Raw genomic sequence first — 20,218 nt, forward strand, 5'->3', positions numbered from 1 at the left:
TGGAAAAGGAGTGGTGAGAACAATGAACGAAACCGTTTATAACCCGGATTTTTTTAAGTCACAGCAGGATGGGTCCAGGAAATCGGCCTGCGAGATAGTTCCTATTCTCCTGGACCTTATTAACCCGGAATCCGTCATTGACATCGGGTGCGGCACGGGCGCCTGGCTTTCCGTTTTTAAAGACCTCGGAGTCGGGGACATCCTGGGGGTAGACGGTGATTATGTGAATGAGGACATGCTCCAAATACCGAAAGAGAATTTCAGAAAGCATGATCTTACCGCATTTTTTTCTTCCGGAAAGCAGTATGATCTGGTCGTTTCCCTGGAGGTCGGCGAACACCTGCCCCACGCTTCCGCCGAAACTTATGTAAATACCCTCGTCTCCCATGGGGATGCCGTTCTATTCTCAGCCGCCATACCTTACCAAGGGGGGAAGAATCATATCAACGAGCAGTGGCCGGGCTACTGGGCGGAGCTTTTTAACAAAAAAGGATTTGTCGCCATTGATTGTATCCGCAAGCAGGTCTGGGAAAATGCTCATGTCCAGTGGTGGTACGCACAAAACACCCTGCTTTATGTAAGAGAAGAAGCCTTGAGCCGTTATGCTTCCCTTCAAGATTACCAACCTTCAGAATCGGAACCTTTATCGCTTGTTCATCCCCGCTTATACATGCATCTGGCCAAAGATTTCTTCGGGGACGACGGCTATAAGGACGGCAATATTATCGGCCGGAAATTTACTCCACGAATATAGCCGCGGTGTCATTTGCATTGAACCCGGCTCCCCGATACAAAAAAGGCTGCCTCCTAAGAGACAGCCCGGGGCCGTACGCTTCTGAATTGTCCACTCCCTATTCCTATTCGTTCAAATGATCCCCCAAGTACTTCACAAGCCCGTCGTCCGCATCCTGCGAATATTCCCAGACCATGGCGCCGCCGAGATTGTTCGCCTTAATGTAGGCGATTTTTTCACGGAGCGCTTCTTTATCCTCGTAAGAGATGAACGTTTCGCCGTCGTACAAATAAGCGGCTTTGGCCTTCTCGTCGAAATACCGTTTGAACCCGTTCTTGTCCATGTATTTCTCCTCGATGGTCTTGTAGCTGAGATCGGTTTTGTCGATGTCGATCGGCTTGCCCGGCGAGAACGAACCGTCGCCGTCGCTCTTGACGTCTTCCCATCCGTACGAATACGCGGGAACCCCAAGCAGCAGCTTCGCCGGATCGACTTGGTGACTGAGATACAGCTTCACAATACTATCCACGCTGTCTATGGATTTGTTCTCCGCATCCTTGTACAGGTTGGAGTTGAGCCCCGTCGTATCCGACCATTTACCGGTCAGATCGTAGCTCATGACGTTGATGTAGTCGACGTATTTTTCCACTTTCTTAACCTCGACGTTCTTGAAGTACCAGTCCTGCGTCCCTGACGCGAAGGTCAGGATATACTTCTTATTCTTATGCGGAAGCTGGTTCAGCTTCTCTCTGAGTTCCTTCATCAGGAACGTGAAGTTCTGCGTGTCTTCGCTGCGGGATTTTTGCGTTCCCCAGGCATCCGAGGCCGGATATTCCCAATCGATATCGACCCCGTCCAGGCCGAGCTCTTTGACCAGGGCGATAATGTTGTCGGTGAACGTCCGCCGGTTCTCCTGCAGGCTGGCGTCGGAAAAGCCGTCCGCCCCGTATCCCCCTACCGCGAGCACAAGGCTCGTTTTGGGATTGTTTTTTTTGAGCTTTTTGATGTTCTCCTTGATTTCGGCATCCGCCGCTTCGTCTTTATGAAAGGATACCTTGTACTTGTCCCCTATCTGGGCGAAAGCCAAGAACGCGATGTCGATCTTCTTCTCCTCGAAGTTGATCTGGTCCAGCTTGTCCCCGGTCGGGATGACGTAGACGGAATTGATTTTATGGTCTTTGGCCTGAGTGGTGGTATAGAAGTAAAAGCCCATTCCGGAGATCAGAAGCGCCACGAACAGTTTCGTATACAGGTGTATTTTCATCGTTACCCTTTCCCCCCGAATAAGACATTCGTCACGATTTTGTTGAGATTGAGAATTTTGACGAGAATGTAGCTGACCACAAAGACCGCGCCAAGGTTAAACAGAAGCGTCACGGTCGTCTCGACCAGACTTCCTTCGACCTCCGTCCTCCGGGAGACCATAATTTCGATAAGCAGGTGAATCAGGTAAATGCTGAAGCTCGCTTTGGAAATGGAGCCGACGAGCCGTTTGACTTTGTCGTTTACCTTGGCGCTGATCGCGACATCCTTTTCTTTAAAGAGAATAAAGAGGCCGGCCGCCATGAAAAATGTCGTCACGGAGTAATTGCCGTAGAACATTTCGTCCAACACCCCGCTGTACATGGAAGCGAAATACGTGGCCACCGGCGTCAGAAAGAAGGAGACGATCCCCAGATTGAATAGGACGTTCTTCAGCTTACGCGATATTTCATAATGGAACAGATAATAGCCGAGGATAAAATAACCGAGATACCCCATAAACAAGGGGATGTTCATGATGGGCACGTACAGGCTTTCCGACGTAATCCGCAGCACGCAGTCCGTAATGAAGCGGTACGCGATGCTGACGGTAAACCAGAGCAGCAGGTAATACCGAAGCTCCTTCTCGGTACATGCCTTGACCATTCGGCTGATGAGCGGCACCGTCAGGTAGATGGCAATGATCGCATACAGGAACCACAGGTGGATATAGTTGCGGTCCAGAATGAACTTGTAAGCGAAGCTGAGCAGGAATTCCCCCGCGCCCATGGTGCTTTTCTGCAAATAATACTGGGTGAAAATGCTGTAGATGAGGGACCAGCTTACGAGCGAAACGACAAGCGGCATGATGCGCTTCAGGAAGAACGTTTTGTAGGATTTGACTTCCGACCGCAGAATCATCGCTCCGCTGATCATAAAAAAGACGGGCACCGCGAAACGCGCGGCGGAATTGAACAGATTGCTCACCCACCAGGAGGCCGTATTGAAATCGTTCGTGCTGGTCAGCAGGGTGGCGGTAATATGTAAAATGATCACGGCGAGAATCGAGAGAATCCGCAGGAGATCGATGTAAATGATCCGGTTCGTTTTGAGCACTGCGTTGTTCATAAAGGTTTCCTCCGTTAGCTCTGGGATAGTGGGGCAGCGGGTGCGGAAGGCGGGGCGGTTACGTTCCGGGAGATGGACGCGATTCCTTTTCTCTCGACATAGCCCCAGCCTTCGTCGTTATCGAAATATTTGAATGTCCCCACAATATTGATATAGAGCAGCACATTCCGGTACGTCAGCAGTTCCAATTGACTGAAAATAAACATGTGGATATAATCCTTGAGCGTATAGGTGCTCCCGTATTTCTTGCAGAGCACGAGCGAAATGACAATCTGAATGGCGTTAATAAGCAGCGTGGCCGACAGGATGAGCAGCGCCATCCATATGCCGTCTCCGGCTATAAGCAGCTGGAACAAATACACGAAGGTCGTGAACGCCGTCAGCGTTCCCAGCACAAAGCCGTCAATGGCGAAAAACAGCCGGACGCCCAGATTGAACTTACGAGGCAGGTCCGACCAATAAATGAGGATACAATCGACAAAGGCTTTCTGCCAGCGGATCCGTTGTTTGTAGAAGTTCGGCATGTTCTCGGGGCATTCGGTGTAACAGACGGCCTCGGGGGCGTACACGAGCTTTTTGGAAAGGTTGTTCGCCTTGATATATTCGTGGATTTTCAGCGTGATGTCGATGTCCTCGCCGACCGTGCTCCGGAACCCGTCCACCTGGATGAGCACGTCTTTGTAAAAAGCGCCGAAAGCGCCGGAAATGACCACGATCGAGTTAAGCGCCGACTGGGTCAGTTTTCTAACGTAGAAGCCGTGAATATAGGAAATGATCTGACTCTTGATGAGACCTTTGCCCGTAAACCTCTCCTGGATTTGCCCGTCCTTTCTTTCCGCGCCCTGGACAATCTTGACGGTACCGCCAAGCGCCATGACGTCGGGATCGTGAAAATACTGGTTCACGTATTGAAGCGAGTGGGCTTCCAGCATCGAGTCGGCATCCAGCGTGATGACGATGTCCGAGAGGGCGTAATCGATTCCGGCGTTGAGGGAGTCGGCCTTGCCGCCGTTCTGTTTATCGATGACATAAATATGGGGATACTGCCGGGAACGGTAAAAGGCTCTAACCGGCTGATAGGTTAACTCCTGCATGACCTGACGGTCGTCTTCCTGCAGATCCAGCAGCTCTTGGAGCCTCCGGAGAGTTGCGTCTTTCGATCCATCGTTGATAATGATGATTTCATGATTCCGGTACTTCAGGCCTTCCATCGCTTCGATACAATTGCGAATCGTCAGTTCCTCGTTGTAGGCCGGCACAAGAACGGAAATCGATTTTTCCTCCAAGCCTTCCTCCAGCTTCTTTACCTTGCTGAACAGCAGCGGAATAAAGGTATACAGGAGCTGGAACGCCAAAAAAACGATTGTCGTTACGTATAACAGAATCTGCATCTCTCTACTCCTCCTATCTTTTCTCTTTGTCTATAGGTCTCCTCCGGTTAAGACACGCATTACAGCGTTAAAGGATTTATCCGATAATCTCCTTTCATCTGGAAATGTAGTTCTTTTTATCTAATTTAGTCTAATCTACTAGTAGTGTAAAACTCTTACATCATCCGATAAAGCGAATACATCACACGTTTACTAAAATTTTCCTCCGTTTTGCTCCGATTCTCTAACTCTGCTAAGTGACTCTTTTGTGATTTTCGTTATTTGTAAAGAAAAAAAAGACTCAAAGCGTTTACTTGGAGTCTTTTAAGGAATTAATTGGATTTTTTAAGAGGATTATTAAGAAAAATTAAGTAATTTAGACACAAGTTAAAAAAATCTACATATATATCAGCTCTTCAAAGCGACTATCTGATAAACAAGCCGCGGCGTGGCATCCGACCCGCCGTAGGAGCCTTCGGCCACTTTATACTGCGAGGAGCCGCTTCCGTCCAGGAAAATGCCGTCCACCAGGGTTCCGGAGCCGATTTTCTCTTTGATCGCGGTACGGAAAGCGGCCGCTGTCGGCTTCGAATCGGTCACGATCAGCCAAATATTGTTCGTGTTGTTATACACGAGGGCGGTCCGGTTGGCCGCGCCGTCCGGGTTCTGGATATTCTCCGCGGCGGCCTGGGTTTTCCAGGCGGACTCGCTGCTTTTCAGCATCATGCTGATGCCGCCCTGCGCCCAGTAATTGCTTTTGTTAGCGACCAGAATTTCGTCCGTCTTACGAACGACTTGAACGGAAAACTCTCCGTTTTTGTCGTCCCACACCAGCGTGCCTCGGGCATACTTCGCGTTCTCGCTGCCGTTAGGCGCCACGGGAATATTGTTGTTCACCGCAATCTGCAGCAAAGTCCCGTCGTAAAAATACCCGCCGTTCACCCCGTAAGCCGTCTGTCCGACAACGCTCGATGCGCCGATGGATTTGATGGTAATGTTTTTGGGACTCGTTTTAATCGAATAGAGCTTTACTCCGTTGGATGCGGTGATCGTTGAAAAGGTATAGGCCATTTATATTCACTCCCCTTTATGTTTTCAGGGCGTCAGCCCCTTCCCTTTAAAGGCGGAAAACGGAGTGCAACTACAACCGTTCGGCCCCTATTTTCTTCCGACTCCGACACCGTCTGCGGCCAACCTTGGCGAATACCTCCACGGAACCCAAGCCATATTAATAAAATCTTTCCATACAGAGGAGGACCCGTTATGTCCACGCAAAAATGGCGGATTCCCGCAACCGAAGGACTCGGATTCCGGCTAGGCAAAGGCCAGACCGTGCGGATCACGGACGTGGAAGGCGAGCAGGTTGCCGATATCGTCGCCTACCGGGCGGATAATCCCACGGAGAAGTTCGACCCGACCGTCACGATGGATGCTCTGCGCAAAATGAAAGTAACACCCGGGGATATCCTGTATTCCACCCGCTATACGCCGCTGCTCACCATTGTGGCCGACACGGTGGGCCAGCACGATTTTATCAACTCCGCCTGCCGGCCGGAAATGTACGAATTCACGTACCAGAAGAAGGATCATGCGTGCTGTTACCACAACTTGAACCGGGCCATCGCCCAGTTCGGCATCGAGCCTCCGGAACAGCACTATCCGTTCAATTTGTTTATGCACACGGTTATACAGCCGGACGGTTCCATTAGCGTCAAAAGACCGCTGTCCAAGGCCGGAGATTACGTGGACCTGCGTGCGGAAACGGATCTGCTGGTCGCGATGTCGGCTTGTCCGGCTTCGGAAAGCATCTGCAACGGCTACGTCTGCACGCCGATCGAAGTCCAAATTTTGTAAATTATTCTAAGCGGGACATCCCCTGAATACAATGACTTGTACGCTTGTACCTGTCATCCATCTCTAAGGGGAGTGTTGCTTTTTGAATGCCTTCTTGGCCTATGTCGTGCTCGGCATCTCGTTATCCGCGCCCGCAGGCCCCGTCAATGCCGCCCAGTTGGAAAAAGGTGTCCGCTTCGGCTTTCTTCACGCGTGGCTGGTCGGAGCGGGCGCAATGGTTGCCGATCTTTTTTACATGCTGCTGATTTATTTCGGCGTTGCCCATTTCCTCGATACCCCCTTTATGAAAACCTTCCTGTGGCTGTTCGGCTGCTTTGTTCTTCTATACACGGGAATCGTGACCCTGAAAAGTCTCAAGCTGAGGGAAAGCGGCGAAATGCGGGAGTCTCCTTCCGAAATGAGCTCTTTCCGGTCCGGCTTTTTTATCGCGCTGACGAGCCCCTTGACCATTCTCTTCTGGCTGGGTATATACGGCTCCATTCTTACCCAAAGCTCGCAGAGTCACGACGCCGGCCAGGCGCTTTGGCACAGCCTCGGCGTATTTGTCGGCATTATGGTCTGGGATGTCTCGATAGCCCTCATCGCAAGCTCCTTCCATCGGTTCGGAAACCGCCTGATTCTTCAGATTACTTCCCTGCTCGCCGGGATCTCGCTGATTCTGTTCGGGCTTTACTTCGGCTATCAGGCTCTTCTGATGCTTGCGGGCTGACCCTCGTTTACTTCCGGTAACCCTGGTAACTCCGGCAACTCCGGAATCCGCACGGGGCATTCACCTATTCCAATCCGATCTCATATACTGCATGGTGTGGAGAGGAGTGGAGAGATGGCGGAACTCCGCAGCAAGATCTGGATCGAGGAGAACAGAATGGATCTTCCGGAATGGCAGCGGACGGCGTTCGAGGAATTCGCCGCGATGATCGCGGGCCCTGAGAACAAGTACCCCTGTGTGCCCGGACACCTAGGGTACGTCACGAATAATCTCCGGTACGGCTTTGCGCCCGATCCCCGGTCTGCCCAAGCTGTATCCGATACGGCCGAGCTTCTGAACGCCTATGGGAGCTGCTCGCGTGAAACGGGAAAATACGCCTCGCTTGTTATTTTTTTCGACACCCCGGAGGACTTGAAAAATCACGCGGACGTTCTTGAGTACGAAACCTTGTTCTGGTCCCTCCTCAGCCGATTGCACGACAAAGACACGGCCCCTTGGCCCGAGGATATTCCGCAGGACCCTGCGAAGCCCAAGTGGGAATTTTGTTTCGCCGGTCAGCCTTATTTCGCCTTCTGCGCGACACCCGCGCACGGGCAGCGCAAAAGCCGGCACTTCTCTTCGTTCCTTGTAGCATTCCAGCCCCGCTGGGTCTTCAATGAGATTAATGAAACGACTGCGTTCGGACGGAATATCAGCAAATTGATCCGCAAAAAACTCGCGGACTATGATGACGTGCCGGTGCATGCCTCCTTAAAATGGTACGGACAGCAGGACAATCAGGAGTGGAAACAGTATTTCCTGCGGAACGATGAAACGTCCCCTTCCCGATGCCCGTTCATGGCGATGAAAAATCAGTTGAAAAATAACGAACCTTTTCATAAATAAAAAAAAACAACCCGGTATGGTTTTAACGCAAACCATAACCGGGTTTCTTGTATGTTTACTGGTAGCGCGGAGCGAAATTCGCCTGGTTGGCTTGATGGCCGACAGGTGTTTGCGGGTAGCCGGGCGCCGGAATAAACGTATTCAGCATGCTCTGCATGTCGTTTTGTTGAAGCTGAGGCACCTGATAGTACGCATGTTTGTTTTGGTACAGGAAAATCTCATAGGCCAGTTCGATGAAATTCTGAACCTGGGAAGCAAGAACGCGGCGGACGACCGGATTGGTGACTTCCACGGCGGACATCGTCAGAAGAGACGCGTGCGTTTTGATCAGTCCGAGCATATGGCCGCTGATTCCCGCGTCCTTCACGTCCGCCAGGGACTGGTTCGGCTTCTTGGGCTGGCTCGGCTTGATGCCGTACTGAATGTTGGTCGGCTGCTGCATCATGTACGTGGCCGTCTCGTGACTTGGTTTCTGGCCTGTCGCGAAGCACTCCGCGGTGAGGTTGTACTGGGAAAGGATAAAGCTGTACTGGCGGTCCAGGATGTTCAGAAGCTCCGGGTCTTTGACGAAAGTCCGGAACAGCATAAACTGGTCGAGCACATTAATGGTACCGGAAAGCACCTCGTGCATGTCAAAAAATTCGTGGCCCCCATGGTTAAAGTTAGGTGCTCCTTGCTGATTCTGATTGTTGAAATAATTTTGCTGCTGCATGTGGAATCCCTCCGCTTAGTTGGTGGTTAACAACTTGAATAGTTTAGGTTTTGAATCCTCTTTTTATGAGGAGGACTTTCTTTCTCCCTCTCCGGATTACAAAGTCACAACAATCTCGTGAAGCCGGTTATCGTCTGTCAGCGGAACGAACGGACCTTCACCGGAGGAGAAATCTCCGTCCGTCTCCTGTCCGTCGATCATCAGCCGCGTACAACCGCTTGATTTCCGCGACGGATTAAGGACCGTGATCCGGTATTCGGATTCCCCAAAGCGGTATACCGCCGAGAATTCCGGCCATTCCGGAGGAATACAAGGGCGGATGTACAGCTTCGCCCCTCGGCGTCTAATGCCGAGAATCCACTCCAGCCCCGCCTGGTACATCCATCCGGAGGCACCGGTATACCAGGTCCAGCCCGCATGTCCCCTGTGCGGCGGCTCCGTGTACACATCGGCAGCCATGGCATAAGGCTCACCGACATACTTTCGGACCTCCGCCGCTGTTTTGGTATGCATGATAGGGTTGAACATCTGGAACAGTTCAAGCGCCTTTTCCCCATTGCCGAGACCGCACCAGGCCACAATACTCCAGATCACACCGTGCGTATACTGACCGCCGTTTTCCCGGATACCTGGAGGGTACCCCTGGATATATCCCGGGCTCGGGTCGGTCTTGTCGAACGGAGGCGTCAGAATATGGGCGACGGACAAGCTGCGGTCGACAAGTTCCCGGTCGAATGATTTCATGGCCTGCCGGGCTCTATCGTCCGGAGCCATGCCGGAGATGACCGACCATGACTGGGCGATGGAATCGATGCGGCACTCCGCATTGTGAATCGATCCGAGCCATTGACCGGCATCCGTGAAGGCGCGGCGGTACCACTGGCCGTCCCAGGCGCTTTCGTTCAGCGCCGCGGCCAGCTTCTCACGCTGGCTCCGGAATCGCTCGGCGAGTTCTTGTTTTCCTCGGATTTCGCAAAGATCGGCCATTCCCTGGAGGACATCTCCAAGGAACCATCCCAGCCAGACGCTCTCTCCCCGCCCCTCGGGGCCGATCATACTCATGCCGTCGTTCCAGTCGCCGATGCCGATCAGAGGCAGCCCGTGCTCCCCGAATTTCAGAGCGCGGTCTACCGCCCGCAGACAGTGATCGAAGATCGTGCCGCTATTGCCGGACAGGACCGTTTCCTCGTAGCGTTCGTGTTCATCCGCTTCCAGCGGTTTACTGGTCAGGAACGGCACAGTATCGTCAAGGATGCTCCCGTCTTCCGTATGATCGATATACCGGGACACGGCGTAAGGGAGCCACAGCAGGTCATCCGAAAAACGGGTACGGATACCGCGGTGCGTCTCCTCGTGCCACCAGTGCTGGACATCCCCTTCTTCGTACTGATGAGAAGCGTGAAGCAGAATCTGCCCACGGGTGAGGTCCGGACGGCTGTTCAGCAGTGCCAGCGAATCCTGGAGCTGATCCCGGAACCCGTAGGCTCCCCCCGCCTGATAGAATGCGGTACGGGCCCACATACGGCAAGCCAATGTCTGGTAGAGGAGCCAGTGGTTCAGCATCATATCCATTTCCAGCACAGGAGTGGACACGGTCACGGTTCCAAGCAAGTCCTCCCAGAACGTACGGACAGCCTCATAAGCGGCCGTGCAAGCATCAGGCTCCCTGTACTTGCGGGCTATCCGCACCGCTTCTTCGCGGGAATCCCCGCAGCCCAGAAGAATATAGACCGTTCGCTCGGCGCCCGGTTCCAGTTCGAATTTCGTCCGCACGGCCCCGCATCCGTCATAAACGGGACCGGTCACGCCCGACAGATCGAGCCGCCTCATCGCGGCCGGATCTTCAATCGTCCGGTTGCGGCCGATAAATTCAAGCCTGTCGCCCGTCCAGGACAGGCTGCTTTCGCCGGCATGCACCGTTAAGAAGGCGGTGGCATTCCGGAAGTTTTCCTGATACACATTTCGGGCGATCAGACTGTCCGCTTCGTCATCCCAGTCGGTCATAATGAAGGAGGCGTTCCCTTCCCGCTGGACGCCCAGCACCCATTCCGCATAGTAGGTAGTGGACAAGGATTTACTATGCGATGTTGTATTTCGCAGCTTCACTTCGATAATCTTGACGGGGTCCTCCAGCGGAACGAATACCGTCATTTTCTGCCGTATTCCCCGGCTTTCATGCTCGTAGCGTGAATATCCCCTGCCGTGAGCCACCCGGTAAACGGACGGATCATCTTGCCGCCGGGAAGGCGCCATCTGCCAAAAATCCCCGTTTTGTTCATCGCGGATATAGAAGACTTCGCCCGGCGGGTCCAAGGCGGGATCGTTCGACCACGGGGTCAGCTTGCATTCCCGGCTGTTGCCCCACCACGTGTATCCCGTGTACAGTTCGGAGGCCAGACAGCCGAATCTTGGATTCGCCATCACGTTAATCCATGGAGCCGGGAGATGCTCCCCGTTTTTGAGCGTGATCCGGTACTCCCGGCCGTCCGGGGAAAAGCCTCCCCACCCGTTGAAAAATAAGGAACCGGGGGAATCTTGCCCCATTCCCGTGACCTGGGCAGCGGTCGTGTCCTTCGCCTGCGCCGGGGCGGTTGTGTCGGAAGCGGCCGTTGTGCCTGTGGCGATATCGGTTGCTGCGGTCGCATCCTCGGCTGTGCCGGGGACTGCGGATATGCCCGCGGCAGTATCCGTGGCCCCACCCGTATCCCCGGCCGTGCCGAAGACTGGGGACGCATCCGGCCGGAACGGAGCCGGCGCTTCCCCCGACGTAACCGGCAGCGGCACATCGTAGGCATCCTTCCGGGGCCAGATCTTCAGCTGCGCCCGCAGGCTTGGCCCGTCCGCACGCAGAACGACCCGCGCCGCCGCAAGCAGCAGCGTGTGGTCCTCTTCGGGCATTGCGGAAGCGGGAACGACATGGATGCCTCCCTGACCGGCGGCACCCGCATTTCCGGCTGCCTGCTCCGACAAGCGGACGAGCGCATCCCTCAGCTCCTGCTGATACCCGCCCGGAGATTCGTTAAACAGCACGAGATCGAAAAACAGCCCGTGCCGCCGCAAATACTCGAAGCCCCCCAGCAGCTTCTGCACGAACGGCAGATCTGCGCTGTCGGCAACTCTCGCCAGCACGATGGGCCTGTCGCCGGAAACTCCGTAAGCCCAGAGGCCCTGCTGCCCTTTGCTGTTGGCGGCGATGCTTTCCGCCTGTTCTGGCTTGAACGGCCCCCTATAAAGCACGCGGCCCGCCAACGCCCGGTAAACGGCGGCCTCCGCCGACGTGATATGCAGATGCTGCAAATCGATCTGGCTGCGGGTCCAGGCGAGCCGGAAGGTTCTGTCCACCTGCTGCGCCTGAAAAAGCTGCCGGACCATGTTCAAGCTCTGCTCCTTCGAATCCGCGATGCCCGTAACCGCGCAGAGCCGGACGCTCTCGCCCGGCTTGAGGCTGATGCGGCGGCGCATGACGAAAGCCGGATCGGCGACGGAACCGACCGTACCCTCGAGGCGGGAAGCGAGTCCTTTCGGCCTCGCAAGGGAATGACCGCGGCCGATGAAAGCGGCCCGGTCGGTCTCGAATTCGGCAGGTCCGAGAACAGCGCCGAAGACCGACAAGTTGTGAAAAGCCCAAATCGACTTCTCTCCCGCATTCCGCGGACGCTTGCGGGCAAGCAGGCAGCCCGTCTCCTCCTCGAACTGCGTTTCGACAAACAACTTCGTGAAAGCCGGATGAGCCTTGTCCGCATCGGGCAGCGCCAGAGCGATTTCCAGAAACGTCGTTACTTCGACGATGCGGGCCTCTCTGTTTTTGTTCTCCAGCGTCAGCCGCCGGACTTCCGCGTTCATCTCGGGCGAGACCGTAATTTCAAGCACGGTCTGTATGCCGTCATCCTCCCGGCGGAAAGTTGTCCGCTCCTGGGAGAAGCGTACGCTCTGAGAGTCCGAAGGAACGCGGCAGGGCTGGAAGGTGGGGGACCATACCTTCTCCCGGGTAACATCGCGGATGTACAGGTACACGCCCCACGGGTCTCCGACCGGATCTTCCCTCCATCGGGAAACGGCCAGTCCGTTCCAGCGGATAAACCCGCTTCCGCTGTTAGTAACGGCCGTCGTGAACGTCCCGTTGGAGTGGACGCCCACTTCCGGGGCCGGCGTGTCGGCCCCTATGTTTTCCGGCGCGGAATAAGCGCGTTCCGCCGCCGGCTTCTGAATACGCGACTTTCCCGTCAATTCCCGGGTCAGCATCGACTCGCGCGGCGGAATACGTTCGATCAGGAGCAGTTCGGCCGCCTGGACGCGTTTGTCGCTGTGAAAATAATCGTACATTTTAACGGGGAGAAGCAGGTTCGCGATTGTCAGCAAACTCATGCCCTGGTGGTGGGCCATAAAGCTGCGGATGATTTTGCAGTCTTCCCCCTGCGGCATTCGGTCCGCCGTAAAATCAATCGCTTCGTAGAAGCCGTATTTTCCCCTTGCTCCAAGCTCCTCCATCCGGTTCAGGTCCTCCAGCCCTTCCCGGAGGGCAAACGGAAGCGCCATAACCGCCGCATAAGGCGCGATCACAAGATCCTCTTCCAGTCCCCGCTTGAATCCGAGGCCCGGCACACCGAATGCCCGGTACTGATAGTTCATCTGGTAATCGAACGCGTAATAGCCCGATTCCGAGATGCCGAACGGGACGCCCCGTTCATGCGCGTATTCCATCTGGCGCTTGACGACGCCCCGGTAAGTGCTGTCCCAGAGCGTATTGCGGTAAGTCCTCATGATAAGCCACGGCATCATATACTCAAACATCGTGCCCGACCACGAAATCAGCGTGGTCTTGTTCCCCTGGAGTTTGACCGTGCGGCCCAGCGCCATCCAGTGGGATACCGACACCTGGCCCAGCGCGATCGCGACGAAGCTGGTCTGCCTCGCCTCGGACGCCAGCAGATCGTACAAAATGCTGTCCCGTTCCCCTGTCGCGCCATGATACCCGAGAACAAAGAGCTTGGCCTTATGATCGTAAAGCTGCGTAAAATCGGTCGCCCCGATAAGCGCTTCGAGCCGCTGTACAAGCTGCTGCCCGCGGATCAGCCAATCCGGAAGGTTCGACGGGTCCTCACGATCCGCTTGCTCCAACCTGCTTCCTTCGGCCGTCAGGACTGCCGGGCGGTAGCCGCCGTTTCCGAGGTTTTGACCCTTCTGGCCTCTGCCATCTATGCCGTTTTTGCCGTCTTCCCTGCCTTTTCCGGCCTTTCCGTCAATCCCGTTCAACGCGGATTCTCCGCGCGGAGTCTGATCCAAATCGACAGCAAATTCCACCCCGTAGGCCCCTGCTTCTGCCGGGCTAATTCCCGTAAAGCGGCCTTGCGTTTCCCCTTCTTGCCGCAGCCGGCTTGCCAGGCCCTGTTTGACCGTCATCAGACTTGCAACGAAGTTGCCCGAATCGACTGTGGACACATAGGCGGGCGGAAGAACTCCCAAGGTCAGCGTATCGTACCAGTTGTATAAATGACCGTGCCATTTCTCCAGGTTTTCGACCGTCCCGATCGTATTTTCCAGCTTTTCAACCAGCGATGGAGTGTCGATAAAACCGAATTCGCGTGCCGCAAGCGCCGAAGTCAGCAAAAAGCCGATATTGGTCGGAGACGTCCTGTGAGCCACTCCGTTCGGCGGGTCTACCTGGATGTTATCCGGGGGCAGGTAATGATCCTTTGGACCGGCATAGTCTTCATAAAAAGACCAGATTTGTCTCGCCAGCATCCGGAGCTTCTCCTGTTCCTCCGCTCCAAGCGGTGCTTCCTCCCGCTCCACAGGCCGGTCCAGCCAGGAGACAGCCAGAGGGGCCAGAGCCCAGAACAAGCTTAGCGCAAGGCCCGCCCACAACAGGGACGCCGAGGCCTGCACAGCCGAAGCGAGCGCAAACACGAGAATGAGCACATACCCCCATCCCGCTTGAAGAAGCGGTGTGCGCCGCTGTTCCCGGCTGCTTCGCTCGATATGCGACGAGCTCGTCCATTCCAGCAGCCGGCGCTTGCTGACGAACACCCGGTATAGCGTTCTGCCGATCGCATCCAGCAGCACAGCCGTTTGAAAAGGCAGCGTCCAGATCTGGATAACGACGTGCAGGGCCGTCGCCAGCAGCCGTTTAGGCTGCCTGTAAATCCGGTGGAGCATAAACAGTTGCCGCAGCAGCGGCAGAAACATCGTCGCCAGCAGCACAGCGGCCCAGCGCCACGGCGATCCCGGAAGAACGGTCCAGGCGAGAACGAGCAGGACGAACACCGCAGGCGGAAGCAGACTCCGCCTCAGGTTATCCAGCATCTGCCAGCGGGTCAGAAAAGATAAATCAATGGGCCGGAGCACACCCCGTCGGTCGCAGATACGGGAAAAAAGCCAGCACACGAGCTGCCAGTCTCCACGCACCCACCGGTGCAGTCGTTTCTGGTAGGAAACAAACTTGGCCGGATGATCGTCGATCAGCTCGATATCGGACAACAGCGCGGCGCGCATAAAACCGCCTTCCAGCAAATCGTGGCTGAGTACGGTATTATCGGGAATCCGCTCGCACAGAAGTTCGGCAAACACATCGACATCGAAGATGCCCTTCCCCGTAAAAATACCCTGGCCCAGCGCATCCTGGTAAGGGTCCGAAGCCGCGAACGCATACGGGTCCATGCCCGGCTCGGACCAGAAATACGCCAGCCGCGAGCGCATCGCCGAATCGTGGCTGATCCCGATGCGCGGCTGAAGCACCCCGTAGCCCTCCACGACCCGTGTCCGGGCTTTGTTCAAGCGGGGGCGGTTGTACGGCAGATGCAGGGTTCCGATCATCCGCTGCGCGCTGCCCATCGGAAGCTGCGTATCCGCATCCAGCGTAATTAGATAGCGGATGCGCGGAAGAACGGAGGCATCGCCGAGTTTTACCGCGTAGCTGGTCTCGCCGCTGCCTTTCAGCAGCTCCACGAATTCGACCAGCTTGCCGCGTTTGCGCTCCCAGCCCATATACACGCCCTCACGTGGATTCCACAGCCTGCGCCGCTGGTAAAAATGAAACGTCGTTCCGCCTGCCATGGAATACTTCGCGTTAAGCGCACGAATTTTGTCCCCCGCAAGACGGACCAGCCGATCATCTTCCGGAAGCGTTTCTTCCGATGCATCCGTAAAATCGCCTAAAAGCGCATAGTGGATGTTGGAATCGCGGTTGGCCAGATAGTGAACCTCCAGGCGGTCCGCAAGCTCCGCCACCTCGTCGGGCGAAGACCAGATCGCCGGTATAACCACCATCGTGCCGGCTTCCGCCGGAACACCGGCGGAGAAATCATACCGGAGCAGAGGACGCGGACGGCAAATCCGCTCAATGGCGAAATGCAGCCAGGTCATTCCCCATTCGCTCACGGGCAATAGCAAAGCTGCGAGGACGGCTGCCCAGGCGAGAGCGGACAAACCGTACCCGCTTCCGATCCATACGGTCGCGATAAGCCAGAGCACGGCGAACAAGCCGAGCATCGAGGCGAAATAGGTGCCGGTCCGGCGCTTGGTTATAGCGTTCTCCGGCATCGTCCGGGGAGAGCTGCACTTCCGCAGCGAGGCGATCAGCTTTTGTACACCTTCCGATTCAAACAGATAATAGGAAGGAAACTGCTGCCGGGTGCGGTCTCCCGCCGCCAAAGACGCTGTGACTTCTCCATTCTCGTGGAGAATAAGGACATCGCTTTGCGGGGAAGCGGCCGCAGTTGCCGGGGTTTGCGGCTGGCGGAGAGACTCGCCTGTATCCGCGGCTGGCAGATCCGCCGCAAGCGAAGAGCCGCTCCGGCCGTCCGCGTGCGCGGCGGCTGCACCCAGGCTGCCGGAACCGGCGCGGGCGGCTTCCGCCCTCTCCGCCGCTTCCCTGGCCAGCGCCGCCGCCTGTCCGGCAACCAGATTCTCGGGCACCCGCAGACGGCGGGCAAGCCGCTCCACTTCAGCGAGAATCTGGTTCCGGCTGTATGCGTCGAGCAGCGGGTACATGCCCGTATACTCTAGGCGTAGCGTCCGGTCCGGCAGACTGATCTGCTCGAAGAGATCGTTCCAGTCCCAGCGCTCGTTTTTGCGCAAGCTGGTGATTACGCTCCCCGCCCGGACCTGATAAGCCGCCTGGAGCTGATGCTCGTAAGAAACGATGCGGTCGAGGTCCTCCGCGCCGTTCTCATAACTGCAAATCAGCCATTCCCGGACGGAAGCCGTATCCCCGGCCCATTCCCGCAGATGGCTGATTAAATGGACGATCCACGGGCCCGGCAAAGGAATCGTCAGGCCCGCTTTTTCCACCTGGAGATGGACCGTTTCGGGGCTTAACGCGGCAGGCTCGATCAAAGAAAGGATGCGTCCGACGTCTATGCAGACTTCACGGCGCTCCCGGACGAAAGCCATCGTTTCCGCCAGCTTCTTCACCAGGACCACACGCAGAATGAGCGGCACCGAACGGGCTTCGGTCAGCGTTAAGGCGCTCACTTCCTGGTAGGCCTGAATATAAGCGAGTATCGTTTCCTCACTCAAAATCCCCTCGACATGCGTCAAATAGTCTTCCATCATAGACTGAATGCGGAGAAGCCCGTTGCCGCGCAGTCTCGGCATGCGGCCCAGTGCATCCTGAAGGAGCAGAGCCCTGACTTCCTGGGCCTGCTCTTCGACAAATTCGGCATTGTCCAGCAGCCACTGCTCGGCCGGTTGGGTACAGCCGGCATGAACCGTCTGGAGGGAAAGCACAAAATCCCTTAAGCTTTCTATGTCCTTCTTAAAATGTTGTTCGATATAAGCAGGCCTTGTACGCGGCAAGGTCGTTACGTGCTGCAGCGCAAGTTCCCGCGCTTTTTGGCTGAGTTGTTCGTTCGTATAGGTCATCGGTTCCTCCGGAGATCAGTTAGTCAAAGGGTGTACTGTTCGTCCGGTGTAACTAAACAGTCCGGGACAACTAAATTATTCCCAGCTTTGGCTGGTTTTATGAGCCGGAAAGCATCCTCCGAAGGAACGGGCCATGAACGAAACCGTTTCGCCTTCATGCCGTATGCAGTAAATAAAGGGAAGTGCTTGTTTTTGGAAGGAGTGAACGGGAAATGGAACTTTACTTTAAAGAAAACTTTTTCAGTACGGGAAAGAGCCCCATTCTGGAAGCAAGTGGCATTCAGGCTGGAACGCTGGATATGAAACACATGTTGAGCTCCTCTTTATCCGTCCTGGATTCCAGCGGGCGCAAAGTATGTTCCGATTCATCCCGTCTCTTGTCGCTGGGACGCAAATGGGACATTACGGACGGACGGGGAAACATCCTCGGAGTTCTGCGCCCCAGGTTTACGCTGCTGGCCAAGAAATACGAATACGATGCGGGCAGGCGCGGCATTTTCGACATAGAATCGCCGCTCCTGTCCAAACACTATACGATCCGGGACTCGTCGGACGCTCTCGCTGCCGAGTTCCGCCAAGTGAACGGCTGGCTCCAATCCGGCGCCTTCCGTCTGCGCAACGAATCCCCCATGCTGGATAGCTTCGAGCTGATCGCCGTCATAATGGGCGTTCACGAGCTTCAGCGACGGAATCATATGACGGGCAGCACGACAGAGAGCCAGACTTACACGCCGAATCAATTTTAGCTTTTCCCTGGCGCATACATGCAAAAAAAGGCCTCGTTCCGGAAGGAACGGGCCTTTTTGTCTGAACCGCCGGGCGGCTTAGACCATGATTTTGCAAATACTATTCGTAAATTCGACCGGGTCGCTCACTTGGAGACCTTCGATCAGAAGAGCCTGATTGTACAGCAGATTCGTGTACAGGCTCAGTTTGTCTTTATCGTTCGCATAAGCTTCTTTAAGGGAGCGGAACACGTCGTGATTGACGTTGATTTCCAGCACTTTGTCGGCCTGGACTTCCTGTCCGTTCGGCATGGCCTTCAAAATTTTCTCCATTTCGATCGTCAGCTCGCCTTCGGTGGACAAGCAGACCGGATGGGATTTCAGACGTTTAGACGCTTTTACGTTCTTCACTTTGTCCGACAGGATCGCTTTCATCGCCTCGAACAGATCTTTGCTGTCGTTTTCCTCTTCTTCCGTCTGCTTATCCGCCGCATCCGGCTCGATTCCGAGGTCGCCGCTGGACACGGATTTGAATTCTTTTTCCTTGTAGGCCATCAGCATTTTAATGGCGAATTCGTCGACATCGTCGGTGAAGTACAGAATCTCGTAGCCTTTGTCGAGGACCATCTCGGTTTGCGGAAGTTTCTCGATGCGGTCGATAGACTCTCCGGAGGCGTAGTAAATGTACTTCTGGTCTTCCGGCATGGCCGATACGTATTCATCAAGCGTGACGAGCTTCTTCTCTTTAGAAGAGGTGAACATGAGCAAGTCTTGCAGATCGTCCTTGTGAGTGCCGTAGTCGTTATAGACACCGAACTTAAGCTGACGGCCGAAAGAATTGTAGAACTGCTCGTAATTCTCTCTTTCGTCCTTGAGCATGCTTTGCAGTTGGCTCTTGATTTTGTTTTTGATATTTTTGGCGATCAGCGTCAGCTGGCGGTCGTGCTGGAGCATTTCCCTGGAAATGTTCAGAGACAGATCCTCCGAATCGACCATCCCTTTTACGAAACCGAAGTAATCCGGCAGCAAATCCCCGCACTTGTTCATGATCAGCACACCGTTGGAATACAGCTCGAGGCCTTTCTCGTATTCCTTCGTGTAATAATCGAACGGAGTACTTTCCGGAATAAACAATATCGCCTTGTATACGACAGCTCCGTCCGCACTGATATGAATATGTTTGAGCGGCTTGTCGAACCCGTACCGTTTTTCCGCATAAAAGTTTTCATAGTCTTCCGTCGTCAGCTCATTCTTGTTTTTGCGCCAGATCGGAACCATGCTGTTGATCGTCTGTTCTTCCTGGTATTCTTCGAATTCATCGTCGCTGCCTTCCTTGGGTCTGCGTCCGGATACGTCCATCTTGATCGGATAGCGGATAAAATCGGAGTATTTTTTGATGATCGCCTTGAGGCGGTACTCTTCCAAATACTCGTCGTAGTTGTCGTCCTCGGTGTTCTCTTTAATTTTTAAAATGATTTCGGTTCCGACCGTTTCTTTGTCGGCAGGCACAATCGTGTAGCCGTCCGCGCCTTTGGACTCCCATTTGAACGCTTCCTCGCTGCCCAGCGCCCGACTGATGACCGTAACGACGTCAGCCACCATGAAAGCGGAATAAAAACCGACACCGAACTGCCCGATAATGTTGTGGCCGTCTTTGGCTTCGTTTTCCTTCTTGAAAGCGAGCGAACCGCTCTTGGCGATTACGCCCAGGTTGTTTTCAAGATCCTCTTTGGTCATACCGATTCCCGTATCGGAAAGCGTCAGCGTACGGCTAGCCCGGTCGGCCTTCAATTTAATGAAGTAATTGTCGGAGTTGAACGCTAGGCTGTCGTCCGTCAGAGCCTTGTAGTAAATTTTGTCGATCGCATCGCTGGCATTCGAAATCAGCTCTCTTAAAAAGATTTCCCTCTGCGTGTAAATCGAGTTAATCATCATTTCCAGCAAACGCTTGGATTCCGCTTTAAACTGCTTCTTGGCCATTAGTGAATCTCCTTCCGA

General features: G+C 54.9%; 12 protein-coding genes. 5 read left to right on the forward strand and 7 right to left on the reverse strand.

The annotated features are described in order from the left end of the window. The first annotated feature begins 22 nt into the window (after window positions 1-22). Entirely contained in the window at window positions 23-754 is a 732-nt protein-coding gene (locus tag HMPREF1207_RS08795) for a class I SAM-dependent methyltransferase (RefSeq protein WP_009675114.1), read from the forward strand. Window positions 755-857: 103 nt separating this feature from the next. Here HMPREF1207_RS08795 and HMPREF1207_RS08800 read toward each other — a convergent pair whose 3' ends face one another. The 4 genes from HMPREF1207_RS08800 to HMPREF1207_RS08815 form a co-directional block, all read right to left on the reverse strand. Continuing rightward, complete coding sequence (locus HMPREF1207_RS08800) at window positions 858-1,997, reverse strand: glycoside hydrolase family 18 protein (protein WP_009675112.1); 1,140 nt, start codon at window positions 1,995-1,997, stop codon at window positions 858-860. Window positions 1,998-1,999: 2 nt separating this feature from the next. Next, the gene (locus HMPREF1207_RS08805) at window positions 2,000-3,103 is read right to left on the reverse strand and encodes an acyltransferase (RefSeq protein ID WP_009675099.1); all 1,104 of its coding nucleotides are present in this window, start codon (window positions 3,101-3,103) and stop codon (window positions 2,000-2,002) included. Between the two features lie 14 nt (window positions 3,104-3,117). After that, complete coding sequence (locus HMPREF1207_RS08810) at window positions 3,118-4,494, reverse strand: glycosyltransferase family 2 protein (protein ID WP_009675101.1); 1,377 nt, start codon at window positions 4,492-4,494, stop codon at window positions 3,118-3,120. Between the two features lie 387 nt (window positions 4,495-4,881). Further along, window positions 4,882-5,544, reverse strand: a complete 663-nt coding sequence (locus tag HMPREF1207_RS08815; protein ID WP_009675096.1) for a phosphodiester glycosidase family protein — start codon at window positions 5,542-5,544, stop codon at window positions 4,882-4,884. A 192-nt stretch (window positions 5,545-5,736) separates the two neighbouring features. Between HMPREF1207_RS08815 and HMPREF1207_RS08820 the strand changes: the two genes are divergently transcribed. From HMPREF1207_RS08820 to HMPREF1207_RS08830, 3 genes are all read left to right on the forward strand, one after another. Further along, the gene (locus HMPREF1207_RS08820) at window positions 5,737-6,327 is read left to right on the forward strand and encodes a DUF1989 domain-containing protein (protein ID WP_009675135.1); all 591 of its coding nucleotides are present in this window, start codon (window positions 5,737-5,739) and stop codon (window positions 6,325-6,327) included. Between the two features lie 82 nt (window positions 6,328-6,409). Next, window positions 6,410-7,036, forward strand: coding sequence for a LysE family transporter (locus tag HMPREF1207_RS08825; protein WP_009675071.1), 627 nt, complete (start codon window positions 6,410-6,412; stop codon window positions 7,034-7,036). A 114-nt stretch (window positions 7,037-7,150) separates the two neighbouring features. Next, on the forward strand, window positions 7,151-7,921 hold the full coding sequence (locus HMPREF1207_RS08830; RefSeq protein ID WP_009675085.1) for a YqcI/YcgG family protein: 771 nt from the start codon (window positions 7,151-7,153) through the stop codon (window positions 7,919-7,921). Between the two features lie 55 nt (window positions 7,922-7,976). On the opposite strand, the gene HMPREF1207_RS08835 is transcribed toward HMPREF1207_RS08830, so the two are convergent. Next, window positions 7,977-8,633: a spore coat protein gene (locus tag HMPREF1207_RS08835; protein WP_009675100.1), complete on the reverse strand. Its 657-nt coding sequence runs from the start codon at window positions 8,631-8,633 to the stop codon at window positions 7,977-7,979. 96 nt (window positions 8,634-8,729) lie between these two features. Beyond that, window positions 8,730-17,495: a GH36-type glycosyl hydrolase domain-containing protein gene (locus tag HMPREF1207_RS08840; protein ID WP_009675102.1), complete on the reverse strand. Its 8,766-nt coding sequence runs from the start codon at window positions 17,493-17,495 to the stop codon at window positions 8,730-8,732. A gap of 212 nt (window positions 17,496-17,707) precedes the next feature. Here HMPREF1207_RS08840 and HMPREF1207_RS08845 point away from each other — a divergent pair, with 212 nt between their 5' ends. Next, window positions 17,708-18,241 carry a hypothetical protein gene (locus tag HMPREF1207_RS08845; protein ID WP_009675117.1) on the forward strand — a complete coding sequence of 178 codons (534 nt, stop codon included), beginning with the start codon at window positions 17,708-17,710 and terminating at the stop codon, window positions 18,239-18,241. 78 nt (window positions 18,242-18,319) lie between these two features. Here HMPREF1207_RS08845 and htpG read toward each other — a convergent pair whose 3' ends face one another. After that, window positions 18,320-20,200: a molecular chaperone HtpG gene (htpG, locus tag HMPREF1207_RS08850; protein WP_009675109.1), complete on the reverse strand. Its 1,881-nt coding sequence runs from the start codon at window positions 20,198-20,200 to the stop codon at window positions 18,320-18,322. Window positions 20,201-20,218 lie beyond the last annotated feature (18 nt).

The sequence above is a fragment of the Paenibacillus sp. HGH0039 genome, assembly GCF_000411255.1.
Lineage (GTDB): Bacteria > Bacillota > Bacilli > Paenibacillales > NBRC-103111 > Paenibacillus_F.